We start from the raw sequence: 26,727 nt of genomic DNA on the forward strand, positions 1-26,727 counted from the left end.
GGGGACACGGAGGACGCTGAGGGCGCTGAGGGCGCTGAGGGCACTGAGGGCGCGGTCATGCGTGGGTCTCCTGAAGTGCGAGAAGGCGGTGGTAGGAGCCGCCGGCTGCGTGCAGGGCGTCGTGGTCGCCGGTCTCGGCCACCTGCCCGTGTTCGAGGACGACGATGCGGTCGGCGTCGCGGACGGTCGAGAGCCGATGGGCGATGAGCAGGCAGGTACGACCCCGCTTGAGGCGGGCCAGGGCCTGCTCGCCGCGGACGTCGACGTGTGAGGTCGCCTCGTCCAGAAGGAGGACGGGCGCGTCGGCGAGCAGGGCGCGGGCGATGGCGATGCGCTGGCGCTGCCCGCCCGACAGGGTCGCGCCGCGCTCGCTGAGGACGGTGGCGTATCCGTCGGGGAGGTCGGTGATGAAGGCGTGCGCGTCGGCGTCCCGCGCGGCCTGTTCGAGGTCGGCGTCGGACGCGTCGGGGCGGGCCAGCCGCAGGTTGTCGGCGATCGTTCCGTGGAAGAGGTAGGTGTCCTGGGCGACCACGGCGATCCCGGCGCGCAGGGTGCTCAGGGTGAAGTCGGCGAGCGGGGAACCGTTGATCGTGATGTTCCCCGAGCCGGGGTCGTAGTGCCGTTGCAGGAGTGCGGCGATGGTGCTCTTGCCCGCTCCCGACGGTCCGATGAGCGCGACGCTCTCGCCGGCGGCGATGGTGAACGTCACGTCGCGCACGGCCTCGACGGACGCGCCCGGGTAGGTGAACGTGACGCGGTCGAAAACGATCTCGGGACGGTCCGGTAAGGCCGTTCTCGTGCCGGTGTCGGAGACTACGGGCTCGGCCGACAGCAGGTCCTCGAGCCCGTCGACGGCGGTGATCCCGAGGTAGCCGGCGTGCCAGTACTCCGACAGCTGGCGGACCGGGCGGAAGCACTCGACGGTGATCATGAGGACGACGAACACCGACCAGGCGCTGGGGGAGGTGGCCGAGACGGCGGCGAGGACGGCGGCGGCGGTGCCCGCCTGGACGAGGAGGGCGCTGACCCCGGTCTCGATCAGCGACACCTTGAGCTGGCGCATCGTGGTGGTGTACAGCTCGTGGGCCCGGCCGGCGAGCCTGCCCCCGAGGCGGCCGACTGCGCCGAACGCGCGCAGGGTCGCGACGCCCTGCATGGCCTCCAGGTAGTCGGCGGCCAGGTCGGCGAAGGCCTTCCAGCGCGTCCGGCCGCGGCGCAGCAGCGTCGCGTCCCACAGCCTCGGGATCACCAGCACGCCGGCGACGGCGGCGGCGAGGACCGTCGCGGCCGCCGCGTTCACGGAGAACAACCAGCCGACGAGCGCGACGGGGACGCAGATCGTGACGACGACCTGTGGCAGGTAGCGGCTGAAGTAGGCGTCCAGGCCCTCGACACCGTCCACGACGGTGGTCTGCACCGAACCGGTGCGGGCCTCGGTGAGGTGGGCCGGGCCGAGCAGTTCGAGCCGTTCGACCAGGCGGTCGCGCAGCCGGGCGCGGATGTGGGCCCCTGCCCAGACGGTGACGGTCTCGCGCGCCCACAGCAGCACGGCCCGGCCGGCGATGACCACGAACGCCCAGACCAGAAGCGTGACGGTGGTGTCGTGGTCGCCCCGGGCCAGGGCGGCCAGCGCCCCCGCGAGCAGGAGCGCCTGCCCGACGTAGGCGGCCGAGACCGCCAGGCCGAGGCCGACGCACGCGGCCAGGGGGGCCTTGACGGCGCCGGACAGTTGCAGGAGGCGACGATGGACGATCATGATGCTTCCTTTCTGGCGCCGATGACGGCTCCGTGCACGATCACGGCCGTGCCGGCCTCCTGGCCGAGGGCCGCCCCGAGGTCCGCCGGGCCCCAGCTGCCGATCGCGCGGGCGGGCAGGCCGCGGGCCGCGGCTTCCAGCAGGGCCAGATGCACGGTGAGTCCGGCATGGAGGTGCTCGGTGAGGTAGTCGCGCCGCGGCGCCGTGTACAGGAGCACGGCGGCGGCACTGGACAGCAGGTCCTGACCCGCGGCCCAGGAGGCGAGGACCGGGCGCGCGTCGCCCCGGGCCACGGGTCCGGCGGCGCTGAGGATCCCCGTTTCTGTGGCGGCCATGAGGCCGGTGCCGTCCAGCAGCCGCCGCAGGTCCGCAGCGGCGGGGACACCGGAGAAGTCGTCGCCGCTACGCCGTCCCAGGAGCAGCTCGGCAGGGTGACGCGGTGTCGTGAGAGGCGCCCAGGTGGGCACGCGGACGACCGACAGCAGTTCGGCGAGCGCGTCCAGGACGAGGTCGCCGGGCCTGGGGAAGGCGCCGGGTGTCGCCGGCCAGCCGGGGGGTTCGCCGATCGCCAGCGCCGCCAGGCCGTAGCGCCCGCCGGTGAGCCCGTTCAGCGTCGCGGCGTCCGCCTCCCGCTGGAGGTGGCAGTCGAGGCCGAGGGCGGACGCCGCCGCGGCGATGGCGCCGATGGCGTGACCGGTGTCCAGAAGCAGGCTGGGGAGGCTGCGCGCGCCGTACTTCCACAGGGTCCGTTCCGGCGTGAGGGACAGCACGATGGCGAAGTCCGCGGGGTCGGACCCCTCGGTCCAGCCGGCGAGGGCGTGGTCGACCGGGTCGTAGCGGTGGGCCCGGCCGCGGTGCACGACGTAGGCGTCCACGGGGTAGAGGGCGCCGGCCGACGGGACCCGCCGTGGGCGGACCCTGCCGGGGACCGCCGCCAGGGCGAGGTCCAGCAGCGGGCCGATCCGTCCCTGACCGGGGTGGCGCGGCAGGGGCGTGCCCCGGTCGTCGTGGTGGGTGGGCGGCTGGGTGCCGGGGGCGGGGAGGTGGCCGTCGTAGGGGCCGCGGGCGGCGTCGTCGGCGCGCCGGACGGCGGGCGGCATCATGGACGTCATCACAGGTGGGGTGGCGGGGCCAGGGTGATGTTCCCGTCGACTCCGTACAGGTCGGCCAGGTGCTTCCACCGGGGCGAGCCCAGGTAGGGGTAGGCGGCGGGACTGTTGGGGATCAGGCCGTCCACGGACGTCCTGGCCACCCGCAGGCCGGTCTCCCGGATGTCGGAGGTGGTGAGGTCGACGGTGATGACCCGTCTGCCCGTGGCGGTGATCTCACCGACGAGGTCCCCTCCCCGGGCGACGTCGGCGACGTCCACGACCACACCGGGGTCGGTGAACCGGGCGAGCAGGGGATGCATGCGCTCGTCGAGCCAGACCTGGGCCTGGGCCGCGAGGTCCTTGACCGCGCGGAAGTCGGTTCCGGCGGAGTCCAGATAGGCGCGGTCGGCGCGCCATGGCAGGTAGGAGTGCCGGGCCAGGACTCCGCGGCGGATCGCGTCGTAGGCGGCGCCGTCCTCGTCGATGAGGCCCAGCGCGGCGATCCATACCTGGACCGCTTCCTGCGCGGCCTTCATGCAGGCCTCGGCCGGATCGGCGCGGCACGCGAACCCGGCCGCCGCGATCCTCTTCTCCGGGTCGAAGGCCAGGGCCGCGACCACCGGGGTGCCGAACTCGCTCGGCACCTCGACCAGGTGGAGGGTGAGCCGGCTGCCTCGCCAGGCGTCGGCGAGGCCGGGGACGGAGGCGACGTCGATGCCTCGCGCGGGCAGGCCGAGTCCCCACCACACGGTGACCGCGTCGCGCTCGACGACCTCCAGCAGCGCCCGGTGGGACGCATCCTCCAGACCTTGCCCGCAGGCCACCCCCGCGTAGTTGAGGTGGTGGTGGCGCACCTCGCCGCGGCGCGGGCCCTGATGCCAGTTCAGGTACGTCCACGAACCGGGGACCAGTACCTTCTCTCCCTCGTGCGTGCGGCCCTCGGCCCACAGGATCGGGTCGTCGTGACGCCAGGGCCGGTAGGGGAATCCCGGCCGGCCGTACTGCTCGTCGGAGAAACCGGGCAGGTCGTCGGGGCCCTGGTGGGCGGTCGTCAGCTCGGAGGCGCGGGCGCGCAGGAGCGTGTCGGGGATGTTGTTGCCGCAGTAGCGTTCCACGGCCTCGCCGATGGCACCGACCCGGGCGGACTCCTCGTCGCCGAAGGACGTTCCCGCGGCGATGAGGTCGGCGAGCCAGAGGCCGAACCGGCGGGTGTCGCCGACGTCGGCGATCATGCACCGGTAGCGGTCCGGCATGCCGTCGAGATGCGGATACGGAGTGATCTGCCGGATCACCCCGCAGACGGGATCGACGAGCCTGTTCATGCGGTCTCCAAGGTCAGCCGCACGTCCGACACCTCGCGGCGGGAAGGGCGGAGCACGGTCGCGATCAGCGGGTCGGTGTCGGTGTGGGGGTGGCGGACGTGCAGGGGGAAGTGGTGCGCGGCGATCTCCGCGCGCAGCCGGGTCCCGGCCGGGAACCGGTGGACCACGGTCGGGAGCGTCAGGTCGGCCTGTTCGCACAGGGCGTGCCCGAGCTGGATCGCGGTGCCGTCGGGGCGTTCCTCCGACAGTCTGGCCACCCAGTCCCCCGGGCCGTCCTTGGTGCCGGCGAACCGGATGCGCGGACGGCCCGCGACGGTCAGATCCCCGGCCAGCGGCTCGCTCACCGCGACGACGACGTCGGTCCGGTCCGCGTCGCCCGCCACGTCGACCGGGCCCATGCGGGAGGGGAAGGGGTCACGCGGATCGGCGGTGAAGGCGCCCGAGCCCTTCAGTTCGAGTTCCAGGCGGCCTTCGCCGAACCCCTCGATCCAGTCCCGGGTCGACTCCACGGCAAGTCGCGCGCCGGACCTGGGCGGTTCGCCCGACAGTACCGCGGTCGTCCAGGCGGTGAGGAATCCGGACGCGCGCTCGGGGTGCAGGAGCGGGCGAGCGCCGTTGCGGTCGCGGTGGATGAGGCCGAGGTCGTGCTGCCAGGGCCCGACGAGCAGCTCGGCCGGCCCCTGCCATCCTCGCCACAGGTCGATCGCGGCATCGAGGAACGGATCGTACAACCCGGCGACCGCGAGCAGCGGCGTGCGCGAGACGGGTGCGGGCTCGGGCGCCGCGTTCCAGGCGGCCTCCCAGCCGGGCAGCGCGATACCGAGGCGTTCCGGGATCCCGGTGACGGGCAGGTGCGTGAGGGCTTGCGGATCGTCGGCCAGTCGCAGATCGAGCAGCCCGGTGCGTTCGGTGCGGCAGGCCGCATACGTGCTCCACCACCAGGCGTGGGAGTACAGCTTGGCAGGCCCCGCGGGCTCCCGGGTCGTCTCGCGCAGGCCGAGCGCCGGGACGGCGGCGATGACGCCGGTGAGGGAGTCGGCGATCTGGAGGGCGCAGAACGCGGCGTAGGACGACCCGTAGCCGATGAGGCGGCCGTCGCACCACGGCTGCCCGGGCAGCCAGGCGGCCAGTGCGAGGCCGTCGGCCCGTTCCGTCTCGTAGGGCCGCCACGTCCCCGGCGACTCGTGCCGTCCGCGGACGTCCTGCACGACCACGCCGATCCCGCGGCGCGCCCAGCCGTGCGCCTCGGCCAGATGCCGTGCCTTGCCGTAGGGGGTGCGGATCACCAGCAGCGGATGCCGCCCCGAGGCGTGCGGGAGGACGACGTCGCAGGCCAGGCCGTCCGGCGCGGCCAGATCGGTGAGCAGGGCCGTCACCGGCGTTCCGGGCGGGGATGAAAGGCCGGCAACGGCAGGATCGGGTGGTCGGAGACCCTCTGGGTGAGCAGGTCGACCATCCGCAGCGTACGGGTCCGGGGACGGCCGGCCTCGAGCACCGCCAGGTCCGCGGCGAGCAACCCCGCGACCAGGTGCGCCTCGATCGTCCCGACGGCCGTGGAGGCGTGCTCGGGCCGGGCCGTCCAGTAGGCGGCCAGGTGGTCGGGGCTCTCGGAGGCGGCGAGCCTGCGGGCGCGTACGTGCGAGTGAGACAGGTCGGCGCCGGTCAGGGTCAGCGGTTCCAGCACCGCCGTCGCACCCTCGACGGAGCAGCGCTGCCAGACGGCTCCGGCCTGCACCGCCGCGACGCCGAACGGTTCCCAGTCAGGGGGCGGCAGGTCGTCGCAGCACCAGGTCAGCACCGTGCGGCCCGGAACGACGTTCGTGAGCGCCTCGTCCGGCCGCGCCGTCCGCGTCACGAACCCCGCCTGCCGGAGCAGGTCGTGCAGGGCGGTGGCGATCAGGCCGTCGCCGACGACGAGTACCGTCCGCTCCGGCGCCCCGGCGGGGGCCGCCAGCAGGCCACGTTCCTCGAACGCCAGGACGGCGCGTTCGGGGAGGTCCCCGAGGCCCCCCTTGAGGTCGATGTTCAGGTCCAGGAACTCTCCCGAGGAGGTCCGCAGGACAGGGTGGCCGTCTTTGGTGTAGATCGCGGTGCCCGCCGCGAGCCCGCGCTCCTGTTCGTCAATGCCTGGCACGCCGGTCGCCTTTGCTCGTGTGTCCTGGAAGCTCGTGTGTCCTGGAGGGAGGGGTGGTGCCGCGCGGCCCGGAGGACCGCGCGGCACCGGGGACATCAGGCCTCGTCGTCGAACAGGTCGGCGACGAGGGCGTGGTTGCAGGTCGGGTGCGCGGCCGCGACGGGACGCTGCTCGACCGCCGGGCTGAACACGGGCAGCTCGTTGCTCTCGGACATGGTGACTCCTTCGTTCGGTGAGGTGTGCCGAACACGGCGCGCCGGCGAAGTTGCGCATCCTTCACATAACGCCCCTTGGCACAGCGATCAGGGTAATGGTAATCATTATCAATGTCCACGAGTTGACAACGATCATCATTTTGGAGGCTTCGTGCGTTTAGCAGCGCTCTCCCTCGGTACGGCCGCCGTCCTGGCCCTCGGCCTGGTCCCGGCCCTTCCGGCCACTGCCGCGAGTTCCGGCTCCCGGCTGGTCGTCGCGGACGCGGCCGCCGACCGGCTGTACGTGTACGCCGTCCCCTCCCACCGGCTGCTGGCGACCTTCACCGGCCGGACCTTCGCCGACCACACCGGGATGCTCCCGCTGAAGGACGGCCGGGTCCTGTTCGTCGACGAGGCGAACCGGCAGCTCGTCGCCCTGCAGACCAGCGGCTCCCCGCGGATCGTCGGGACGGCTCCCCTGCCCGAGGGTGAGTTCACCCACCTGGCCGCCGATCCGTCCGGCCGGCACGCGGTCGTCGCCGCGGCCGAGGAACACGACCATGAGGAGGAAGAGGCGTCCAAGGAGCGCCAGGAGGCCGCGAAGGCCACGAAGGCCGAGGAGGCCGAGGAGGAGGACGGCCACGGCACGCTGACCGTCGTCGACCTGCGCACCTACGGCGCCTGGACCGCCGAGATCCACACCGGTCACCCGGGCGTGGCCTTCGGTGAGGGCACCGTCGTCCACCGCAACGACGCCGACAACACCTTCGAGACCTATCCGATCGCCGACATCGTCGCGGCGGGCGGCGGCGAGGTCGAGCCGACCAGCACGGTCCCGATCGGCGCCGGCGGCCACGGTGAGGCCTACACCGGCGGCCTCGTCCTGAGCGCGACGAACGCCGGGCTCGACACCGCGCGCCTGACCGGCGGCGTCCTGTCCCCGGTCCGGACCGTCGCCTGGCCCGCGACCGGACGCGCCTACTACCTGCGGGTCAGCGCCGACGGCCGCCGCCTGGCGGCCTACTCCTCCGACGAGTCCGGCGACGACTGGCAGAACTGGCGGCACGAGTCGTTCCTCGTCGACCCGGTCACCGGGAGCTCGGTGACGGCGCCGCTGGGCACCGGCTTCCTCTTCCGGCACGGCCTGTCCGACCGGCACGCCGGATACGTGATGCAGCGTCCGGCCAACGACATCGTCTCCTTCGTCAAGGTGCGTCCCGGCGTTCCCGGTTACGGAACGGTCAGCTCGACCGTCACCCTGCCGCGCCTGCCCGGCGGCCCCGTCGTCGGCACGTCGCCCTGGAGCGCCCAGTTCAGGCGCATCGCCCTGCAGCCGAACGGCTCCCTCGCCTACGTGACGGGCGGAGGCACCGGCAAGATCACCGTCATCTCGCCCGACCTCGGACGGGTCGTCGGGACCATCAACGTCCCGACCTCGCTCGACGGCGGCGGAGCCGTCACCGTCGTCACCCCCGGTGCCGACTCCGTGGACAAGATCGGTCGTTGATGAGAAAGCTGATCGCCGCGACCGTGCTCCTCGCGCTCACCACCGCCACCGGGTGCGGCGGCTCGGACGCCAAGGAGCCCGCCGCCGCCTCCGCCCCGGCGGCCCCGGTCGCCTCCGCGGCCCCGGTCGCCTCCGCCACCGCGGTCGCGGCGTCCCTGACCGTCACCGACCCCACCGGCAAGACCCTCACGCTGAAGAAGGTCCCCGAACGCGTCGTCTGCCTGACCGGGATCTGCGACGACATGCTCGTCGAACTCGGCCTGGTCCCCGTCGGCACCACCACTCCCAAGCTGCTGACCCGGCCCGACTACCTCGGTCCCGCCGGAAAGGACGTCCCCGTCATCCCCGGTAGCTTCGGCGGCGAGGACGTCGCCGCCATCGCCAGGGCGAAGCCCGACCTGGTGATCGGCCTGGCCGGCGTGCACGAGGGTCTGGCCCCCGCGGTGGAGAAGTTCGCGCCGCTGTGGAACGTCCAGGTGAAGTCCTACAGGGACTCCATCGGCTACCTCCGCAACATGGCCGCGCTCACCGGCCGGGGCGAGCAGCAGACGAAGGCGGAGAACGCCTTCACCGCCAAACTCGCCGACGGCGCCACCAGGGCCCAGGCCGCGGGGCTGAAGGACAAGACCGTCCTGGCCATGTACGGCGGCAGCTCCATCGGCGTCAACACCACCGACGACGTGCTCGGCAACTTCCTGTCGCAGTACTTCGGCTACCCGTGGCCGAGCAAGGGCGGCGGGTTCGAGACCGCGCAGGCCTACAGCATCGAGGAGATCCTGGCCAAGGCACCACAGGTGATCTTCGTGCAGTCGTTCTCCTTCGGCAACGCCAAGCCCGTCACCGAGACCTACCGGGACAACCCCGTGTGGAAGCGGATCCCGGCGGTCACCACGGGCAAGATCTACGAGGTCCAGCCCGAGCTGTGGGCGTCCGGTCGCGGCACCCGCGCGTTCGGCATCATCCTCGAAGAGGCCCTGGCGAAGGCCACCGGGTGACCTCCTCGCACGTCAGGGGGCACGGCTCGGCCGTGCCCCCGCTCCGCTTCGTCCTTCCGGCAGCCGTGCTGGCGCTGCTGGCCCTGTGCGGTCTGTGCCTGGGCACCCCGGTGATCGCGCCCCATCACCTCCCCGCGGTCCTGGCCGACCACGCCTCCCTGGAGTACGTGGTGCTCTGGGAACTGCGGCTGCCCCGCCTCCTGCTCGGGCTGCTCGGCGGCGCCGCCGTCGCCGTGGCCGGGTTGTTGCTCCAGGAGGCGCTGCGCAACCCGCTCGCCGTCCCCGAGCTCCTCGGCGTCTCCTCCGGCGCGGCCGTCGCCGTCGCCGCCTGCGTCATCTGGGCGCTGCCCGTCTCCCCCTCGCTCCATCCGCTCGTCGGCCTCGCGGGCGCCGCCGCCGGAGGCGGGATCACCCTCGCCGCCGCCCGCACGGCCCGTACCGCCGGTGGGGTCCTGCTCATCGGATCCGCGGTCACCGCGGCCATCCAGGCCCTCCTGCTGGCCATCATGGCGACGGCCGACCGGCTCCAGTACGACCTGCTCTTCCGCTACCTCGTGGGCAGTCTCAACGGCATCCTGTGGGAGCAGGTCTCCCGCACCCTCCCGTGGCTCGTCCTGGCCGTCCCCCTCGTCGTGCTGGCCGTACCCGCGCTCGGGCTGCTCCGCCTCGGGGACGAGGCCGCGACCTCCCTCGGTGCCGGGGTCACCGCCGCGCGCACCGGTGTCCTGGCCGTCGCGGCACTGCTGGTCGGAGCGGTCACCGGCCCCTGCGGCCCGATCGCCTGGGTCGGATTCGTCGCCCCCCTCCTGGCCCGCAGGATCCGGCCGGACGGCGACGCCCGTTCCTGGACGTGCTGGACGGCCGTTCTCGGCGCGACGATCACCGTGGCCGCCGACCAGGTCGCCCGGCTGGCCCTCGCCCCCGTCGAGACGCCGCTCGGCGCCTGGACCGTCCTCATCGGCGTCCTCGCCGGGACCGCCCTGCTGCGCCGGGGTGCGCGATGAGAAGGGCACTGCTTCCGCTTCTGGCGGCGCTGGTGGCGCTGGCGGCATGCCTTCACCTGTGGGCGGGAGGGGCCTCCGTCGACGACCTGCTCGCCGTCGCCCGGCCGCGGACGCTGGAGGAGCGCATCCTGTGGGAACTGGGCCTGCCCCGTCTCGTCACGGCGGCGCTCGCGGGTTCGGCGCTCGGCGTCGCCGGTCACCTTCTGCAGACCTCACTGGGCAACGAGCTGGCCGCCCCCGAGCTCACCGCCGTCAACCCGGGAGCGGTCCTCGGCGTGCTCGCCGCCGCCACCTTCGGGCTGGCGCCCGCGGACTCGGCACTCGGCGGCCTGGGAGCGGCGCTCGTCGGCGGCGTTGTGGGAGGGGTGGTGACCTGGCTGCTCGCGGCGGGCGGAGGACCCGGCCGCGCGGTGATCGCCGGCCTGCTCGGATCGGCGCTCATGGGCGGGGTCACCACGCTGCTGCTCGCCTACCAGCCCAGCCGGTTCGGCAACGTCCTGCGCTGGCTCGTCGGATCCGTCGAAGGCCGGGTCTGGGACCACCTGGTCATCGCCGTGTGGTGGATCCCCCTGTGGATCTGCGCCGCGTGGGCGGCGACCGCCGTCACCACCATCCTGCAGGGCGGGGACCAGCACGCCGCCTCCCTCGGGCTGGCGCCGCGGCGTGCCCGCCTCACGGTCCTCGGCATCGCCGTCGCCCTCACCGCCTGCGCGGCGAGCCTCGCCGGAGCCCTGGCGTTCGTCGGGCTGGTCATCCCGCACGCCGCACGGCGCCTGCCCGGCACCGGCCCCCGCCGCCACGTGCCCGCGGCGGCCCTGCTGGGAGCCGCGGTCCTCGTCGCGACCGACGCCGCCGCCCAGTCCCTCACCCGCCTCATCGCCGGCACCGAGCTCGGCCACCGCCTGGGTCTGCCGACCGGTGTCGTCACCGCACTGGCCGGAGCAGTGATCCTCGTCGTCATCGTCTCCAGGGAGAAGCACCCGTGACTCTGAGAACCCTCGGCCTGAGCTTCGGGCACGACGGCCGCCGCCTTCTCCGCGGAATCGACCTGACCGTCGGAAAAGGCGAGTCGGTCGCGCTGGTCGGAGTCAACGGCAGCGGGAAGAGCACGCTGTTGAGGCTGCTCTCGGGGATCCTGACCCCGCACGCCGGCACCGTCGAGCTCGACGGCCGTCCCCTGGCCCGAATGTCGCGCAGGCAGATCGCCCGCCGCGTGGCCATCATGCACCAGACGCTTCCCCCGGTCCCCGGTCTCACCGTCCGCCAGCTCGTTCACCAGGGCCGTTATCCGGGCCAGGGCCCGCTCGGGATGCTCCGCACCACCGGACACGACCCCGCCACCGAGGAGGCCCTCGCCCTCACCGGCCTGGCCGCTCTGGCCGATCGGGTCCTGGACACCCTGTCCGGCGGAGAACGGCAACGCGCCCGCCTCGCGCTCGCCCTCGCCCAGGAGAGCGACGTCCTCCTGCTCGACGAGCCCACCGCGCACCTCGACATCCGCCACCAGCTGGAGGTCCTCGAACTCGTCCGGGAGGTGCGCACCGCCCGCGGGCTGACCGTCGTCACCGTGCTGCACGAACTCGACCATGCCGCACGTTTCACCGACCGCATCGTCGCCCTTCACCGGGGAACGGTTCACGCCGACGGCCGGCCGATCGACGTGCTCACCCCGGACCTGCTGAGCGAGGTCTTCGGCGTGACCGGCAGGGTCGTCCTCGACGAGGTGCGCCACCATCCCCGCTGCATCCCCGACGACCCTCTCCCCACCGGCCCGGCCGGCGCCCGTCCCGGACCGGTGGGGAGCGTGTCGTGACCGGCAGGCCTTTCACCGTGCTCGTCTGCCAGGCCGGCCCGTGCCGCTCCGGGGAGCCGGGCCTGGACGTCCTGACACGGCTCGCCGCCACCGTGCGGCACAGTCCGCACGGCGTCCTCGTCCGTACCGGATGCCTGTTGAACGCACCGCGTTGCCGGACGGGCGCAGCGCACGACAGCGGATGCCACCTGGTGGTGCAGCCCTGTGACGTGAACCGCAGGCCTCGCGGCACGGCGATCCCGGTCGGCCCGATCCTCACCCCCCAGGACGCCCGGGCCGTGACGTCCTGGCTGGCCGGCAGCGTCCTGGACGCCGAAGGTCTCGCCCCGAGACTGCGCACCATCCCATGAAGAAGACGTCCCTGCTCCAGGAGGTCGTGTTGTCCGTTTCCCAAGCCGACCGGATTCCGGCCGCGCCACTGCCGGTGACCGTCCTGTCGGGATTCCTCGGCGCGGGCAAGAGCACCCTGCTGAACCACGTGCTGGGCAACGTCGAAGGGCTCAGGGTCGCGGTCATCGTCAACGACATGAGCGAGATCAACATCGACGCCGAACTCGTCCGCGGAGGAGCGCTCGCCCGCACCGACGAGCGGCTGGTGGAGATGACCAACGGATGCATCTGCTGCACGCTGCGCGACGACCTGCTGGAGGAGGTGGGCCGCCTGGCGCGCGAGGGACGATTCGACTACCTGCTGATCGAGTCCAGCGGCATCTCCGAGCCGATGCCCGTGGCGGCGACGTTCGCGTTCGGTGAGCAGGGCGGGCAGATGCTGGCGGACATCACCCGGCTGGACACGATGGTCACCGTCGTCGACGCCGGCGGCCTGCTCACCGAACTGCAGGCCGGCGACGAGCTCGCGGCCCGCGGTATCGCGGCCTTCGACGACGACGAGCGCACGGTCACCGACCTGCTGGTGGATCAGATCGAGTTCGCCGATGTCATCGTCGTCAACAAGACCGACACGGTCACCGCGGCACAGGCCGGCAGGATCGAGGCGGCGCTGCGCGGGCTCAATCCCCAGGCGCGCGTGCTGCGGGCCACCTTCGGGCGCGTCCCCGTCGCGGAACTGGTGGGAACGGGCCTGTTCGATCTGGAGCGCGCCCAGCAGGCGCCGGGCTGGGTCAAGGAGATCAATGGAGAACACGTCCCGGAGACCGAGGAGTACGGCATCGCGAGCATGGTCTACCGGGCGGACCGCCCGTTCCACCCGGCGCGCCTGTGGGACCTGGTGGAGCGCGGCATCGTCGCCGACGGGACCCTGCTGCGCTCCAAGGGGTTCTTCCTGCTGGCCAGCCGCCCCTCGGTGACAGGGCTGTGGTCGCAGGCCGGTCCCGTCGCGTCCTTCGAGCCGTTCGCCGACGCGGCGTCCCTGGACAGGTCCGCCCTCCAGGAGATCGCCTTCATCGGGATCGATCTGGACCGGGCAGGGTTGTTCGCGGACCTGGACGCCTGCCTGTGCACCGACGCCGAACTCGCTCCCGGTCCCGCGCACCTGGTCGACCCCTTCCCCGAGTGGGACACCGGCGACCTCCACTCGCACGCTCCGGCCCACTGAGGAACCACCCCGCCTGCCGGTTGCCCGCGACGACCTCGCGCGGCGTCGGGTACCGGGCGTCGGGATCCTGATTCCACGACCACGGCGCGGTCGAGCGGTGGTCGACGACCAGCAACCGGCCGCCCGAGCGCAGCGCGTGCGCGGCCGCGCGCAGGACGAGTGGCCTGTCCAGGCCGAAGGGTGTGTGCAGGTGATAGGCCGGTGGTGCCGGCCGGATCGTGCCGGCGACTCCGTCCGGTCAGCGGTGGGTGGCCAGCAGGGCGTGATGGTCGGCGCCGTCGAGATGATCGGGGTCGGCGTGGACGGTGGCGGCGCCCAGGCGGGGCAGATGGTGGATCAGCCGGTGCTCGGCCTGCACCGCCACGGCGTGCGCCTGCAGCAGCGACAGGGCGGGGTCGACGACGATGTCGACCTCGGCGCGCAGTGTGTGACCGACCCAGCGCAGTCGCATCGACCCGACCCGCCGTACGCCCGGAGTGGCGGTGAGGATCTGCTCGCCCCGGGCCAGAAGGGCCGGGTCGACCGCGTCCATCAGCCGGTGGTAGATCTCCCGGGCCGCCTGGCGCAGCACGAAGCAGATGGCCACCGTGATGGCCAGGCCGACGATCGGGTCGGCGATCGGGTACCCCAGCGCCGCGCCGCCCGCGCTCAGCAGCACGGCCAGTGAGGTGAAGCCGTCGGTGCGGGCGTGCAGCCCGTCGGCGACCAGAGCGGCCGAGCCGATCTCCCTGCCGACTCTGATCCGGTAACGGGCCACCCACTCGTTGCCGAGGAACCCGATCAGCCCGGCACCGGCCACCCAGCCCAGTGCCTGCACCTGCTGGGGAGCGATCAAGCGCTGCAAGGCCTCATACCCGGCGAACGCGGCGGAGGCGGCGATGATCATCACGATGGCGATGCCCGCCAGGTCCTCGGCCCTGCCGTACCCGTAGGTGAAACGGCGGGTGGCCGCCCGGCGCCCGAGGGAGAACGCGATCGCCAGCGGGATCGCGGTCAGCGCGTCGGCGACGTTGTGCAGGGTGTCGCCCAGCAGGGCGACCGACCCGGAGAAGGCCACGACGACCATCTGGACGACGGCGGTCACCATGAGGGCGGCGAAAGAGATCGCCACCACCCGCATCCCCTGGTCGCTGGACTCCAGCGCCGCGTCGCTCTTGTCGGCGCTGTCATGGCTGTGCGGGGTGAAAGCGTGGCCGACGCGCCCGATCAGGCGCCCGAGTCGGCCGCGCGCGGATTTTCCTTGGCGCCCGTGCCCATGCCCGTGGCCGTGCCCGTGGTCGCGTCCGTGGCCGTGCCCGTGGTCGCGTCCGTGGTCGTGGTCGTGCTGGTGGTCGTGGTCGTCAGGCTCCTGGGAGGACAAAGAACCGTCCTTGGGCTGTTCAGACATCGCTACCTCACTTGCGAACGACGGCCATGTCACACAGCATATGTATCCATGTGCGCACGCGACAACGTCTCAGATACCAACCCTTCGCAGGAGCAACCCACCGGCGCCCAGGTGGAGGCCGCCGTCGGGGCCTTCCGGATGCTCAGCGACGCCACCCGGCTGCGCCTGATGTGGCTGCTGGCCTCCGGGGAGTACGACGTCGGCTCCCTGGCCGAGGCCGTCGCGGTCGCGCGCCCCTCGGTCTCCCAGCATCTGGCCAAACTGCGCCTGGCCGGTCTGGTCAGCACTCGCCGGGACGGCCGCCGCGTGCTGTATCGGGCCCGCGACGTCCATGTCCGCACCCTCATCGGCGAGGCTCTCTTCCACGCCGATCACGAGGTCTCCGGCATCCCTCGCCACCCCGACTGACCACAGCGCGTAGATCTCGCTGCGGCCACCCCGGTCCAGGGCCGCGGGTGGCGGTGACTCCGGTGCCGGTCCGCGCCGGGTCAGGTCACCGTGCCGATCCCGACCAGCGACGTGACGTCGACCGAGTCGACCCCCTGTTCGGCCAGCAGAGCGGGCACGACCGCAATGCTCTCACCGCGGCCGTCCTTGTCGGTTTTGGAGATGCGAACGGTGGCCTCAGAACGGGAAGGCCATTCCATCCAGCCGGCACCCACGCCACTCCCGAGCCTCAGTTCGTCGGCCCCGGCCTCGTGAACGACCCACACCGCTCACCCAGAAGAACCCCCGGCGGAATTAACCGGGCGCACCTTCCGGAACGGTGTCCGCGGACATCGCCCCTTCTCCTGGAGCACTCGTCAGGTAGACATGTTGGTGGCCGTTGCCGGCGCTGACATTGATCTGGTCGAGTTGTGTCGCCGCGACAGACCACGTCGCGACAGCGGCGGACCGTTGGCGGGCCGCCAGATCGAGGAAGTCCCGGCGAAGATCTACGGGAAGCCGCTGTCCGGCCGCGTACGCATCGACCGCGATCGCCACGGCGTTCACCGCGTTACGAAACCCCATGCGAGCCACGTTGGTCGCGGTCGTCCCGGAGGGAGTCTCCGCATGCCTGTCGACAGCCTGCCGCAGAACACGCTGCCACCCATCGATCTCCGCCGGCTGCGCCGGTTGCGCGGTGAGGGTTCTGTCCTGAGGAAGCGCCTTGGTGAGGCCGGACAGCACCCCGTTCAGATCAACGGCGGTCACACGCGCCGTGGTGGTCAACTCGCTGATTTGCCGGACATCCCGTTTCGCCTCCGCCTCCCGCATGTCGGCGATGGCGGCCTGGCCGGCATCGGGGAGAGCGAAAAGGTAACCCAGTGATCCGGCTATCGCGACGGCGACGAGGATGGTCACGATGTGGCGCACCCTGCCGGACGAACGAGTGCTCGGCCGAGCCAGGGGGGATGGCCTGGCCGTTTTCGAGGACATCCAGCGGCTCCCGTTCACCCTTACAACCCCGAGTGCGGTCGTGTGACCGACGTTACCGCTTTCAACGATCTACGTCCACGCGCTCCGTTTCGGCTCGGCTCATCCTTTCGTTCTCCTGCGTTGCCTTTAGTCGTTTCTCGCCTTGGTCGATTTTCAATCATTGATCACCTCGAAAATGTCGATTCATGAAATTCCTACCGGTCTCCTGCGACGAGCCGGGGTCCGCTGTCGCATGCCCGCCGGTCCTTTCGCGCCGGACCTGAGCGCCGGGCCACGATCCTGAGTAACGGCCACCGCGGCGAGCCACGCCACCCACTCACCCGCTGACGGGCTCGACGTGACCCTCGTCGGACCGGCCCTCATTTTCCTCATGGCTTCACTTGACGCTACGCTCGACACCGAATGGAAATAGGAACCATTATCAAACTCAGTGAGGACGTGTGCGCGTGACTGATCCGTACGAGTGGTCGGCCGAGTTCGTCGACGCCATGATGGCCCCCCACTGGGACGTCTTGGGCCCCGTGCTCACGAAGGCGCTGCAGCAGGGCCGCCCGGGCCCTGTCGTCGACCTGGGCGCGGGCGGCGGGCTGGGCACCCTGGTGATCGCCGAGGCGCTGCCGGACGCCGAGATCATCGCCATCGAACCCTCCCTCGCGCTGCGGTCGGTGCTGACGGCCCGCGTGTTCGAACGCCCCGGCCTGCGTGACCGGGTGACCGTGCTGCCCGACGGGCTGCTGCAGGCCACGCTCCCCTCCGACCTGGGTACGGTGGTCGCGATGAACGTCATCGGCCACCTCACCCCCGCCGAACGGCACGGGCTGTGGGATCTGCTGGTGCCCGGCGGCAGGGCGGTGCTGAACCTGCAACCCCCCGCCGAACCGGTCGCGATGCCGCTGACCCGCTTCACCGACCTGCGGCTGGGACGCCTCCGCTACGAAGGGTGGGGCAGGGCCGAACCCGCGGGACCCGACAGCGTCACCTGGCACATGTCCTACCGGGTCTACGAGGGAGAGCGGCTCGTCCGTGAGGTCGAGACCGGCTACCCCTGGCGGGTGCTGCAGGAGCGGACGCTGCGCGAGGAACTCGCCGGGCACGGACTGGGCCTGACCGCCGCCGGGCCGAGCGACCTCGGGATGTACGTCATCGAGGAGGGCACGCACGTGTGAGGTGATCCGCTCCCTTCCGGGCCGAGGCGGCCCGGAAGGGAGCGGATCACCGATGTCGGGCAGGTCACGTGAGCGAGCAGCGTTGCCCGACCCGTTCACCGGACATCGGTGACCTTCCTCCGATCATCGATCATGGAGTGGTCGATCCGCAGGACGCGGTCGGCCCGGGCCGCCACCGTCGCGTCATGGGTGACCGCCAGGACGGCCAGGGCCGTGTCCTGGCCGCCCTGGCCGCCCCGGCCGTCCTGGCGCAGCCTGTCGAGCAGGTCGAGCACCCGCTCGGCGGTCTCGGTGTCGAGGGCGGCGGTGATCTCGTCGGCCAGCAGCAGTGCCGGGCCGGCCGCCAGCGCTCTGGCCAGGGCGACCCGCTGCCGCTGTCCGCCGGACAGGGCCGCGGGGTAGCGGTGCGCCGTGCCGGCGGGCAGTCCCACTGCGGCGAGCAGGCGCTCCGCCTCGATGGTGGCCGCCGCGCGGCCGAGCCCTCCGAGCAGGCGCAGGGGACGCCGCAGCGCGGCCGCGACCGGCCGCGCCGGGTTGAGCGCGGCCAGCGGGTCCTGCCCGACCAGGGCCAGGGCGCGCAGGGCGCGGACGTTCCTGTCGCGTACCGGCCAGGGCAGTGGTTCACCCAGCAGCGTGGCGCTGCCCGCCCGGACCGGATGGAGCCCGGCCAGGGCCCGCAGAAGCGTGCTCTTGCCGCACCCGGAGGGGCCGAGCACGGCGACGAACTCCCCCGGTGCGATCGTCACCTCGACCCCGCCGAGCAGGGGGGTGCCGTCCGGCCGGTCGAGGCTCAGGCCGTCCACCGCGAGCACCGCGCCGGCCGCCCGCGTCCCGGCCCTGCCACCGGCGCTCCCGGGGGACCTCGGCGCGGGGAGCGCGCCCAGCCGTACGACCCGGTCGGCCAGCCCGGTCACCACGGCGTCGTCGTGCGAGACGATCAGCGTCACCGAACGGCCTTCGGCCCGGCGGCGGCGTATCAGGGCGACGGCGGTCTCCAGTGCCTGCGGGTCGAGCGCGCTGGTGGGTTCGTCGAGGACGAGCAGGTCGGGATCGGTGACGAGCGCCCTGGCCAGGGCGACCCGTTGCGCCTGCCCGCCGGAGAGCTGGTGCGGCAGACGCTCGGCGAACTCCGCCGGATCCAGCCCGACCTCGGCGAGCATCCGCTCGGCACGCGCCTGCCGTCCGGCGCGGGGCCACCCGATCGCCCGCAGGGGTTCGAGCACCGCGGCCCGCGCGCTCAGCAGCGGATGCAGGGCGGAGGCGGGGTCCTGTCCGAGGTAGCCGACGTGCCGGCGACGCCAGCGCCGGGTGGCGTGCAGGGGCGCGCGATCCCATTCGACGCGACCCGCGACCCGGGTCAGGCCGGGCGGCAGCTCTCCCAGGACGGCACGCAGGACCGTAGTCTTGCCCGCGCCGGAAGGGCCCGTCAGGGCGAGCACCTCGCCACGCGCGGCGCTTAGGGCGACATCGTCGGCGACGAGGACCCCGGCGGGACCGACGACGGTCAGCCCGCTCACGACCAGCCCGCTCACGAGCGTCCCGCCAGGACGTGCGAGAGCCCTGCCACGGTGGCGGCCAGCAGGGCCAGCGCCACGGCGGGAGCGAGCAGCGCGGCCGGGTTGAGACCGATTCCCGGCAGGTTCTCCCGGAGCATCGCCGCCCAGTCGGGAGCCGGTGGAGCCGGCCCGAAACCGAGGACGTTCAGCGCGGCGGCCAGCTGCACCGCGAGCACCGTCCGCTGGCCGAGATCGGCGCCGATCAGCCCGGCGTGCGCGGGCAGCACCTCCCTGCACAGGACCGACAGGCCGCGCTCCCCCCTGGACAACGCGGCTTCGACATACCCGGCGTGCCGGGCCTGCGCGGTGGCGTCGGCCACCACCCGCACGGTGAGCGGGGCTCCGCCGAGCACCGTCCCGGCGACGACCGCCGCCGGGCCGGGCAGCACCACCACCGCCAGCATCGCCACCAGGAGCAGGGGAAGCACCAGCAGCAGATCCGACAGGGCCGCGACCACGCGGGTGGCACGGCTTCGGCTCCACCCCGCCCACAGCCCGCCCGCCACTCCCAGGGCGCAGGCGGCGGCGGCCGCGGCCAGCGCGACCAGGGTCAGTTCGCGGCCACCGGCCAGCACCCGGGAGAGGACGTCACGGCCCAGGGTGTCGGCGCCCAGTGGCAGGCCCGGCCCCGGGGCCGCCCACGGCACGGCCACGGTGCGGATCGGGTCCTGGCCGGCCAGCGCCTCTCCCCCCAGGGCGACCACCAGCACGCAGCCGGCGGCGACCGCGGCCACGGCCGTACGTGCGCGGACGGCTCTCACCGGACCGCTCCGCCCCGGGGGTCCACGGCCCACGCGACGGTGTCGGCGGCCGTCAGGCCGGCCCCGACCACCACGCCGGCGAGCATGGCCGTGGCCTGTACCACGGGCAGGTCCCGGCCGCCGATCGCCGAGACCAGCAGCTCCCCCAGCCCCGCCAGGCCGAACAGCGTCTCCACCACGGCCGTCCCGGCGACCAGCCCGCCCCCGACCACGGCGAGCAGCCGGGCGACGGCGGGCGCGACGACGGGGAGCACGTACCGGAGCGCGACGGCCGCCGTGGACATCCCCCGCAGCTCGGCGTCGCGCACGAAGGGCCGGGCGACGGCGTCGGCGATCGCACCGCGCAGCAGGGCGGCACCGTAGGCGGCGGCCGGCAGGGCGAGGGTCAGCACCGGCAGCACCAGCAGCTCGGGACGGCTCCACGCGGGCTCGCCGACGGGAAGCAACGAGACGGGCGGCACGAGCCTCCAGCCCGCCGACAGTGCCGCCACCAGCAACGCCGCCACGGCGACCTGGGGCAGCGCCGCTCCGCCCACGACGAGCCCCGTGATCACCGGCCGCAACGGCTTCGGCCCCCGTACGGCCGACCAGGCCAGGGCCGCCATGAGCGGTACGGTGAGCGCCAGCGCTGCCACGGCCAGGGTGAGGGTCACCGGGATGCGCGGGCCGATCAGCTCGGCGACCGGCCGGCCGGTGAGAAGGGAGTGTCCCGGCTCGCCGGACAGCATCCCGGCGAGCCAGCTCACGTAGCGTTCGGCGAGGGGCCGGTCCAGCCCGGCGGCGGCGCGCAACCGCGCCAGCTGCTCGGCGTCGGCCCGTCCGCCGCCCAGCACGACGGCGGCGTCTCCCGGAAGCGCCTCGGTGAGCAGGAAGATCGCCATGGAGGCGCAGGTCAGCAGTGCCCCGGCTCGGACGATCAGCCGCAGGACGCCGCCGAGCCGCGCCCGGTCAGCCGCCAAGAGCCACCTGGTCGATGAAGCCCGCCGAGAAACCGATCCCCTCGGGGACTCCCGTCAGGCCGGGCCTGGCCAGGTCGAGCCTGTCGCTGAGCGCCCACACGGCGTACCCGCCCTCGTCGCGCAGCCGGGACTGCAGCTCGCCCAGGCGGGTACGGCGCTCAGGTTCGTCCGCCTCGGCCAGGGCCGCTTCCAGGCCGGCGTGCCAGGTCTCATCCTCCCAGGCCGTCTCGTTGGTGGGAGAGCCCGGCTTCAGCGCGACCCGGACCACGTCGAGGAAGGGGATGCCTCCCAGGTAGCCGACGTAGAAGGGCTCCTTGCCCCATACCGTCGAGAAGTAGGTGTCGGCGGGGGCGAGTTTGACCTTCGCCCGGATTCCGACCTCCGCCAGCTGCTGGGCGATCAGCGTCGCGGCGGAGTCCATTCCCGGGTAGGCGGTGGTGCTGTGAAGGGTGAGGTCGACGCCGTCGGCGTATCCGGCCTCGGTCATCAGCCTCCTGGCGCGTTCGACGTCGCGGGTGCGCTGCGCCAGCCCGCCGGGGCTGGTGGGGTCCTTGGGGGTGAGCAGGTCGTTGCCCACCTCGCCGAACCCGAGGAAGGCGACCTGCAGCAGCTGCTCGCGGTCGAGCGTCAGCCGTACGGCCTCGCGCACGCGCCGGTCGTCGAAGGGCTTGGTGTCGGTGCGCATGACCAGCGGGTAGAGGGTCGCCCCGGGCCTGCGGACCAGCTTCACCGCGGGGTTGCCGGCGTGCTGCTTCACCAGCGCGGCCGGTACCGCCGCGGCCAGGTCCACCTGGCCCGACAGCAGCGCCTCACCGCGCGCCTGGGGGTCGGGAACCGCGCGGACCTCGATGCGGCGGCTCGGCGGCTTCGGCCCCCACCAGTCGTCGTTGCGCTCGAACGTCGTGGCCTGCGCGTCACCACCGGCGGGGCGGAACGGCCCGGAACCGGGGACGGGCCTGGTGAAGTCGGTGCTGCCGGCGGGAACGACGAACGTCGCGCCCTCCAGGGCCTTGCCGACCTCGGCGTAGGGCTTCTTGGTGACCAGTTCGAAGGTGGTGTCATCGAGCACCTTGGAGGCGCCCAGGTCGAACATCTCCATCCGGCCGAAGTTCTCGGCCGTCTTCTCCCCCATCCGCCGCAGGGAGAACAGCGCGTCCGCCGCCGTGACGGCCCGTCCGTCGGGGAACGCCGCATCACCGCGGATCGTGATCTTCCAGCGGGTGAGGGACGTGTCGGGCTTCCAGGCGGTCGCGAGCCTGGGCAGCGTGCGCCCGTCGGGCCCGGGCAGGGTCAGCACGTCGTAGGTCAAGGCCATCCGCACCAGATCGCTCTCCCCCGGCAGCAGGCCGTGCGGGTCGCCTGTGGCGTTGGACGGGGAACCGGGGGCGGCGTAGCGGACCGTGTCCGATGCCGCGCCGGACGCGGTGCCGGACCCGGCGGGCGAGGATGCGGCCGGTGATGCGGCCGTGCCCGTACCGCCGGAAGAACAACCGGTCAGCAGCGTCGCGGCCGCGGCCGCCACGGTGATCCGGCGGGAGAGTCGGGGGAACATCATGACCTTTCTCAGGGGAGCACTCGGTCGAGCTCGTCGTGGGCCGGTCGGGCGGGCCGATGATCGATGGGTGGAGACCGGCCGTCGCCCGGCGCCGAGTCCCTCCAACCGAGAAAACGGTTTTCATTTTTGCAGTAAGTTTCGGACATGTCCAATCGCTGAAAATGATCACGTTGTTCCCGTCCGGCCCGACGACGGCCGCCGCCCTCGGTAGCGGGTGCCGGGCGCCGGAACGCGCGCCGGCGCCGGCGCCGGGGGCGGCGACGACGGCGTTTCAGACGGCCGGGTCGGGCAGCGCCTGCGACGGACGCCGGTGGCGGGCCCGGCGCCGCGGGATCCCGCGGCCATCGCCGGAACCACCGCCGTGATCACTGCCGCGGTCGTGGTCGCGGTCGTGGTCGGGCCCGGTACGGCGGGTGACGGCCAGTGCGGCCAGCGCGGTCGTGATCGGCACGGCCGCGATCAGTCCCAGGGTGCCCACCACGCTTCGGACGATCTCCTGGGCGAGCACCGGGTTGGTCACCGTGTCCCCCAGGGGCTGCTCCCCCACACTGATCAGCAACAGCAGCGGCAGCGACGCGCCGGCATAGGCCAGCACGATCGTGTTGATCACCGAGGCGATGTGGGAGCGCCCGACCCGGGCCGCGGCCCGGTACAGCCGGCCGAACCCGTAGCCGGGATTGGCGCGGGCCAGCTCGCCGACGGTGGCGGCCTGGGTGACGGTGACGTCGTCCAGCACACCCAGGGACCCGATGATGATGCTGGCCAGCAGCAGCCCCTGGGTGTTGATGCGATGGCTGGTGTCGAGGTAGAAGGAGCTCTCGTCGGTGATGCCGTTCAGCCGCACCAGGTCGATCGCGGCGTAGGCCAGCGCGCCGGTCAGGCTCAGGCTGGCCACGGTGCCCACGATCGCCACCGAGGTGGTGAGGGTGAATCCGTGGGTGAGATACAGCACGGTCAGCATGATCGCCGCGGCGCCGACGACGGCCACCGGCAGCGGCGGGCTCCCGGCCAGGATCGCCGGGATGACGAAGGTCAGCAGCAGCACGAAGGTGATGCCCAGGCCGATCAAGGCCATCAGCCCGCGCCAGCGGCCGAAGGCGATCACCGCCAGCGCGAAGGCGGCACCGGCCAGCGACAACGGTGAGGACCGGTCGTGATCGGAGATCTGGTACGGCGCCACCTCCGGCTCACCGCCGGGGGAATGGATGAGCACCACGTCGTCGCCCGTGGTGAAGCGCTGCGCACCCGGGCCGCTGGGCAGCGCGGAGGTGACGTGCCGGCCGGCCTGCGGGCCGCCGGTCAGCTGGATGCGGGCGTCACCGCAGGTGGCCGGGTCCGGTGGCGGCGGGGCCGCCTGCGCCTCCCCTTCGAGCGGGGGTTCCTTCGGGCAGGGGGTGAGGGTGATGGCGGTGATGGTCCCGTTCACCCGCTGCAGTGCCCCCTGCTGGGCGGTGGAGACCGGTTCTCCCGGCCACAGATGGACCAGTGCCGCCACGGTGACGACCGCCAGCGGGACGATCACGGCCAGGATGGCCCACAGCGCCGCTCGCGAGCCGGCCGGGGCGGGAGCGTGCGGGCCGTGGGAATGGTTGGCGCCCATGGGCGGGACTCTCCTGAGGCACGTGCGGACGGGACGAGGTGCCACGCGGTGACGCGGGCCGGGCAGGCGGTCGTGGCCACCGGCCGCCGGAGGCGAGGGCCCGGCGGCGCCGAGCCGGTCGAACCCTCACCCGGCCTCCTTCCGCGGGCCGCACGAGGAGCCGGGCATCAGGAGGCGATCCTTGCGGGGGCGGAGGTTCAGGAGGTGCGGTGGACCGGCCGGGTGCCGTTCGCGTGGCCGGGGGCGGCGGGCGCGTCCTCCCGGTCGAGGTGGTCGGCGTGGTAGAGGCCCTGGGTGAGCAGTCGGCGCACGTGCTCGTCGGCGGCGCTGTAGTAGACGAAGGTGCCCTCGCGGCGGCCCTTGACCAGCCCCGCGAGGCGGAGCTTGGCCAGGTGCTGGCTGACCGCGGCGGGGGCGGCGTCGGCGAGCTCGGCCAGGCAGGCCACGGACGACTCTCCCTGCAGCAACGCCCAGAGGATCTTGATGCGGGTGGGGTCGCACAGCAGCCGAAACGACTCGGCGGCCAGGTGCACCTGCTCCTCGGTGGGCATCTCGAAGTCGGGCAGCGAGCTGTGCATGGCGCCAGCATAACCTTCACCCCACCTACTTGCTTACTTGCGTGAATGCGCATATACGATACTTCGGTGACCGAGCTGAGAACCTCCACCTCTCCCGCCGCCGAGACCACCGCCACCGCGACGACGCCGGGGGCGGCCTCCTGGCGATCGGACATCTGGTCGCTGCCCGAGGTGCGCTGGGCGGTGGCCGCCACCGCGCTGTTCGCCGCCGGTGGCCTGTGCCAGCTGGCCGGGACTCCACCGTGGCTGTGGTGGGGCCTGTACCTGGCCTGCTACGCCGCCGGTGGCTGGGAACCGGGCCTGGCCGGAGTGCGGGCGCTGCGCGAGCGCACGCTGGACGTGGACCTGCTGATGGTCGCCGCCGCGATCGGCGCCGCCGCGATCGGGCAGGTCCTCGACGGCGCCTTGCTGATCGTCATCTTCGCCACCTCCGGCGCGCTGGAGGCGGTGGCCACCAAACGCACCGCCGACTCGGTACGCGGCCTGCTGCACCTGGCCCCCGAGCGGGCCACCCGGCTCACCGTCGATGGCGGCCGCAACAGGGAGGAGGTGGTGGAGGCGTCCGCCCTGCGGGCCGGCGAGGTGATCCTGGTACGGCCGGGTGAGCGGATCGGCGCCGACGGCCGCGTCGTCGCCGGGCACAGCGACGTCGACCAGGCGAGCATCACCGGCGAGGGCCTGCCGGTCGACAAGCAGGCCGGCGACGAGGTGTTCGCCGGAACCCTGAACGGCACCGGCGTACTGCGCGTGCAGGTGACGCGTCCGGCCGCCGAGAGCGTGATCGCCCGGATCGTGGCCCTGGTGGAGCAGGCCAGCGCCACCAAGGCGCGCACCCAGCTGTTCATCGAGAAGGTCGAGCAGCGCTACTCCGTCGTCATGGTCGCCGCCACGGTGGCGCTGTTCACGCTGCCGCTGCTGTGGGGCACGGACGTGCAGGACAGCCTGCTGCGCGCGATGACCTTCATGATCGTCGCTTCGCCGTGCGCGGTGGTCCTGGCCACCATGCCGCCGCTGCTGGCCGCGATCGCCACCGCCGGCCGTCACGGGGTGCTGGTCAAGTCCGCGGTGGTGATGGAGCGCCTCGGCACCGCCACCCGGGTGGCCTTCGACAAGACCGGCACGCTGACCGAGGGCCGTCCCTACCTGGCCGAGGTCCGCCTGCTGCCCGGCGGCCTCAGGGATCCGGCCGCGGATCCGGGCAGGGATCCGGGCAGGGAGCGGCTGCTGGCACTGGCGGCCGCCGCCGAGCAGTCCTCGGAGCATCCCCTGGGCCGCGCCGTGGTGCGGGCCGCCCGCACGGCCGGTCTGGTGATCGCACCGGCGGACGAGTTCGCCTCCGAGCCCGGCCGGGGCGTGCGCGCCCGCGTCGAGGGCATGCTCGTCGAGGTCGCAGGTCCCGCCTGCCTGCTGCCCGGCGACCGCGATCGGGCCGCCCGCCGGGCGGTCGCCGACCTGCAGGACGGCGGCCACACCGCCGTCGTGGTCCGCATCGACGGCACGGCGGTCGGCGTGCTGGCGCTGGCCGACCGGATCCGCCCCGGCGCCGCCGACGCCGTCGCCCATCTGACCACCCTGACCGGTGCCGCGCCGGTGCTGCTGACCGGCGACAACGCACCGGCCGCCACCCGGCTGGCCGGCCAGGCCGGTATCGCCGACGTGCGCGCCGGGCTGCTGCCCGAGGACAAGGTGAGCGCCGTGGCCGAACTGCAGCGCCGCGGTGCCCGGGTGGCGCTGGTCGGCGACGGCGTCAACGACGCCCCCGCGCTGGCGTCCGCCCACGTCGGTATCGCGATGGGCCGCGCCGGGTCCGACCTCGCCCTGGACACCGCTGACGCGGTCATCACCCGCGACGAGTTGGCCACCGTTCCCGCCGTCATCGCGCTGGCCCGGCGCGCCCGCCGCATCATGATCGCCAATCTCGTCATCGCCGCCACCTTCATCGCCGTCCTGGTCGCCTGGGACCTGTTCGGCGACCTGCCGCTGCCGCTCGGCGTGGCCGGTCACGAAGGCTCCACCGTCATCGTCGCCCTCAACGGGCTGCGCCTGCTTCGCGATGCCGCCTGGCGCCGCGCCGCCGACCCCACCCGCGTTCAGAAGTGAACGCCCCCGGAGCCGTCGGGTACCGTCTCCCGTCACCTGCCCGCCCATGGCGCTGCTGGCGGTGCTGCTGTCGATCTGCTCGGAGGCCGACGCGTTCGTGGCGGCCTCGATGACCGCGTTCTCCCCGACCGCGAAGCCGGCCTTCCTGGTGGTCGGCCCGATGGTCGACCTCAAACTGATCGCGCTGCAGACCGGCACGTTCGGCCGGGCCTTCGCGCTCAGGTTCGTCCCGCTCACCTTCGTCCTGTGTTCCTACGGTCCCTGCCGGGAGCGGG

Annotated in this window: 24 protein-coding genes and 1 pseudogene; 11 read left to right on the forward strand and 14 right to left on the reverse strand. The window is 73.1% G+C overall.

Features of this window, described 5'->3' with window-relative positions; all coding sequences use genetic code 11:
• Positions 1 to 55 precede the first annotated feature (55 nt).
• From ACIBCT_RS22665 to ACIBCT_RS22685, 5 genes are read right to left on the reverse strand one after another with little or no spacing between them, the layout of a single operon-like run.
• Complete coding sequence (locus ACIBCT_RS22665; RefSeq protein ID WP_399191514.1) at positions 56 to 1,756, reverse strand: ABC transporter ATP-binding protein/permease; 1,701 nt, start codon at positions 1,754 to 1,756, stop codon at positions 56 to 58.
• A complete protein-coding gene (locus ACIBCT_RS22670) occupies positions 1,753 to 2,868 on the reverse strand; it encodes a nitroreductase family protein (protein WP_399191516.1) in 1,116 nt (371 codons plus the stop codon). Before ACIBCT_RS22670 ends, ACIBCT_RS22665 begins: the two co-directional genes overlap by 4 nt.
• A complete protein-coding gene (locus ACIBCT_RS22675) occupies positions 2,868 to 4,169 on the reverse strand; it encodes a YcaO-like family protein (RefSeq protein ID WP_399191518.1) in 1,302 nt (433 codons plus the stop codon). Before ACIBCT_RS22675 ends, ACIBCT_RS22670 begins: the two co-directional genes overlap by 1 nt.
• The gene (locus ACIBCT_RS22680) at positions 4,166 to 5,545 is read right to left on the reverse strand and encodes a CocE/NonD family hydrolase (protein ID WP_399191520.1); all 1,380 of its coding nucleotides are present in this window, start codon (positions 5,543 to 5,545) and stop codon (positions 4,166 to 4,168) included. The genes ACIBCT_RS22675 and ACIBCT_RS22680 overlap by 4 nt, the downstream gene beginning before the upstream one ends.
• On the reverse strand, positions 5,542 to 6,303 hold the full coding sequence (locus ACIBCT_RS22685; protein WP_399191522.1) for a hypothetical protein: 762 nt from the start codon (positions 6,301 to 6,303) through the stop codon (positions 5,542 to 5,544). The genes ACIBCT_RS22680 and ACIBCT_RS22685 overlap by 4 nt, the downstream gene beginning before the upstream one ends.
• Before the next feature lie 366 nt (positions 6,304 to 6,669).
• Here ACIBCT_RS22685 and ACIBCT_RS22690 point away from each other — a divergent pair, with 366 nt between their 5' ends.
• Genes ACIBCT_RS22690 through ACIBCT_RS22720 form a run of 7 tightly spaced genes read left to right on the forward strand, consistent with a single transcriptional unit; the run spans position 6,670 to position 13,371 of the window.
• Positions 6,670 to 8,004 carry a hypothetical protein gene (locus tag ACIBCT_RS22690; protein WP_399191524.1) on the forward strand — a complete coding sequence of 445 codons (1,335 nt, stop codon included), beginning with the start codon at positions 6,670 to 6,672 and terminating at the stop codon, positions 8,002 to 8,004.
• Complete coding sequence (locus ACIBCT_RS22695) at positions 8,004 to 8,999, forward strand: ABC transporter substrate-binding protein (RefSeq protein ID WP_399191839.1); 996 nt, start codon at positions 8,004 to 8,006, stop codon at positions 8,997 to 8,999. Before ACIBCT_RS22690 ends, ACIBCT_RS22695 begins: the two co-directional genes overlap by 1 nt.
• Complete coding sequence (locus ACIBCT_RS22700) at positions 8,996 to 10,003, forward strand: iron chelate uptake ABC transporter family permease subunit (RefSeq protein WP_399191526.1); 1,008 nt, start codon at positions 8,996 to 8,998, stop codon at positions 10,001 to 10,003. Before ACIBCT_RS22695 ends, ACIBCT_RS22700 begins: the two co-directional genes overlap by 4 nt.
• A complete protein-coding gene (locus ACIBCT_RS22705; protein WP_399191528.1) occupies positions 10,000 to 10,989 on the forward strand; it encodes a FecCD family ABC transporter permease in 990 nt (329 codons plus the stop codon). Before ACIBCT_RS22700 ends, ACIBCT_RS22705 begins: the two co-directional genes overlap by 4 nt.
• Positions 10,986 to 11,816, forward strand: a complete 831-nt coding sequence (locus tag ACIBCT_RS22710) for an ABC transporter ATP-binding protein (protein WP_399191530.1) — start codon at positions 10,986 to 10,988, stop codon at positions 11,814 to 11,816. The genes ACIBCT_RS22705 and ACIBCT_RS22710 overlap by 4 nt, the downstream gene beginning before the upstream one ends.
• Complete coding sequence (locus ACIBCT_RS22715) at positions 11,813 to 12,166, forward strand: hypothetical protein (protein WP_399191532.1); 354 nt, start codon at positions 11,813 to 11,815, stop codon at positions 12,164 to 12,166. Before ACIBCT_RS22710 ends, ACIBCT_RS22715 begins: the two co-directional genes overlap by 4 nt.
• Positions 12,163 to 13,371, forward strand: coding sequence for a GTP-binding protein (locus ACIBCT_RS22720; RefSeq protein WP_399191534.1), 1,209 nt, complete (start codon positions 12,163 to 12,165; stop codon positions 13,369 to 13,371). The genes ACIBCT_RS22715 and ACIBCT_RS22720 overlap by 4 nt, the downstream gene beginning before the upstream one ends.
• Before the next feature lie 238 nt (positions 13,372 to 13,609).
• Here ACIBCT_RS22720 and ACIBCT_RS22725 read toward each other — a convergent pair whose 3' ends face one another.
• Positions 13,610 to 14,758 (reverse strand): cation diffusion facilitator family transporter, encoded by a 1,149-nt coding sequence (locus ACIBCT_RS22725; protein ID WP_399191536.1) that lies wholly within the window; start codon positions 14,756 to 14,758, stop codon positions 13,610 to 13,612.
• 48 nt (positions 14,759 to 14,806) lie between these two features.
• On the opposite strand from ACIBCT_RS22725, the gene ACIBCT_RS22730 reads away from it, so the two are divergent.
• Entirely contained in the window at positions 14,807 to 15,166 is a 360-nt protein-coding gene (locus tag ACIBCT_RS22730; protein ID WP_399191538.1) for an ArsR/SmtB family transcription factor, read from the forward strand.
• An 80-nt stretch (positions 15,167 to 15,246) separates the two neighbouring features.
• Here ACIBCT_RS22730 and ACIBCT_RS22735 read toward each other — a convergent pair whose 3' ends face one another.
• The gene (locus ACIBCT_RS22735; protein ID WP_399191540.1) at positions 15,247 to 15,471 is read right to left on the reverse strand and encodes a hypothetical protein; all 225 of its coding nucleotides are present in this window, start codon (positions 15,469 to 15,471) and stop codon (positions 15,247 to 15,249) included.
• Positions 15,472 to 15,499: 28 nt separating this feature from the next.
• Positions 15,500 to 16,102: a hypothetical protein gene (locus ACIBCT_RS22740; protein WP_399191542.1), complete on the reverse strand. Its 603-nt coding sequence runs from the start codon at positions 16,100 to 16,102 to the stop codon at positions 15,500 to 15,502.
• A 521-nt stretch (positions 16,103 to 16,623) separates the two neighbouring features.
• Here ACIBCT_RS22740 and ACIBCT_RS22745 point away from each other — a divergent pair.
• Positions 16,624 to 17,343, forward strand: coding sequence for a class I SAM-dependent methyltransferase (locus ACIBCT_RS22745; protein WP_399191544.1), 720 nt, complete (start codon positions 16,624 to 16,626; stop codon positions 17,341 to 17,343).
• A 95-nt stretch (positions 17,344 to 17,438) separates the two neighbouring features.
• Here the strand turns inward: ACIBCT_RS22745 and ACIBCT_RS22750 are convergent, their stop codons facing one another.
• The 6 genes from ACIBCT_RS22750 to ACIBCT_RS22775 all read right to left on the reverse strand — a co-directional run bounded on the left by ACIBCT_RS22750 (position 17,439) and on the right by ACIBCT_RS22775 (position 24,352).
• Positions 17,439 to 18,875, reverse strand: coding sequence for an ABC transporter ATP-binding protein (locus ACIBCT_RS22750; RefSeq protein ID WP_399191546.1), 1,437 nt, complete (start codon positions 18,873 to 18,875; stop codon positions 17,439 to 17,441).
• Positions 18,872 to 19,660 carry an ABC transporter permease subunit gene (locus ACIBCT_RS22755; protein WP_399191548.1) on the reverse strand — a complete coding sequence of 263 codons (789 nt, stop codon included), beginning with the start codon at positions 19,658 to 19,660 and terminating at the stop codon, positions 18,872 to 18,874. The genes ACIBCT_RS22750 and ACIBCT_RS22755 overlap by 4 nt, the downstream gene beginning before the upstream one ends.
• Positions 19,657 to 20,619: an ABC transporter permease gene (locus ACIBCT_RS22760; protein ID WP_399191550.1), complete on the reverse strand. Its 963-nt coding sequence runs from the start codon at positions 20,617 to 20,619 to the stop codon at positions 19,657 to 19,659. The genes ACIBCT_RS22755 and ACIBCT_RS22760 overlap by 4 nt, the downstream gene beginning before the upstream one ends.
• Positions 20,609 to 22,174 carry an ABC transporter substrate-binding protein gene (locus ACIBCT_RS22765; RefSeq protein ID WP_399191552.1) on the reverse strand — a complete coding sequence of 522 codons (1,566 nt, stop codon included), beginning with the start codon at positions 22,172 to 22,174 and terminating at the stop codon, positions 20,609 to 20,611. Before ACIBCT_RS22765 ends, ACIBCT_RS22760 begins: the two co-directional genes overlap by 11 nt.
• Before the next feature lie 271 nt (positions 22,175 to 22,445).
• Positions 22,446 to 23,774: a YibE/F family protein gene (locus ACIBCT_RS22770; protein WP_399191554.1), complete on the reverse strand. Its 1,329-nt coding sequence runs from the start codon at positions 23,772 to 23,774 to the stop codon at positions 22,446 to 22,448.
• 197 nt (positions 23,775 to 23,971) lie between these two features.
• The gene (locus ACIBCT_RS22775) at positions 23,972 to 24,352 is read right to left on the reverse strand and encodes an ArsR/SmtB family transcription factor (RefSeq protein WP_399191556.1); all 381 of its coding nucleotides are present in this window, start codon (positions 24,350 to 24,352) and stop codon (positions 23,972 to 23,974) included.
• 66 nt (positions 24,353 to 24,418) lie between these two features.
• Here ACIBCT_RS22775 and ACIBCT_RS22780 point away from each other — a divergent pair, with 66 nt between their 5' ends.
• Together ACIBCT_RS22780 and ACIBCT_RS22785 are read left to right on the forward strand one after the other, a co-directional pair.
• The gene (locus ACIBCT_RS22780; protein ID WP_399191558.1) at positions 24,419 to 26,452 is read left to right on the forward strand and encodes a heavy metal translocating P-type ATPase; all 2,034 of its coding nucleotides are present in this window, start codon (positions 24,419 to 24,421) and stop codon (positions 26,450 to 26,452) included.
• A gap of 46 nt (positions 26,453 to 26,498) precedes the next feature.
• A pseudogene (locus ACIBCT_RS22785) lies at positions 26,499 to 26,699 on the forward strand (permease); the annotation flags it as partial.
• Between the last annotated feature and the right edge of the window lie 28 nt (positions 26,700 to 26,727).

The organism is Streptosporangium sp. NPDC050855 (assembly GCF_044456585.1).
GTDB classification, from domain to species: Bacteria; Actinomycetota; Actinomycetes; order Streptosporangiales; family Streptosporangiaceae; genus Streptosporangium; species Streptosporangium longisporum.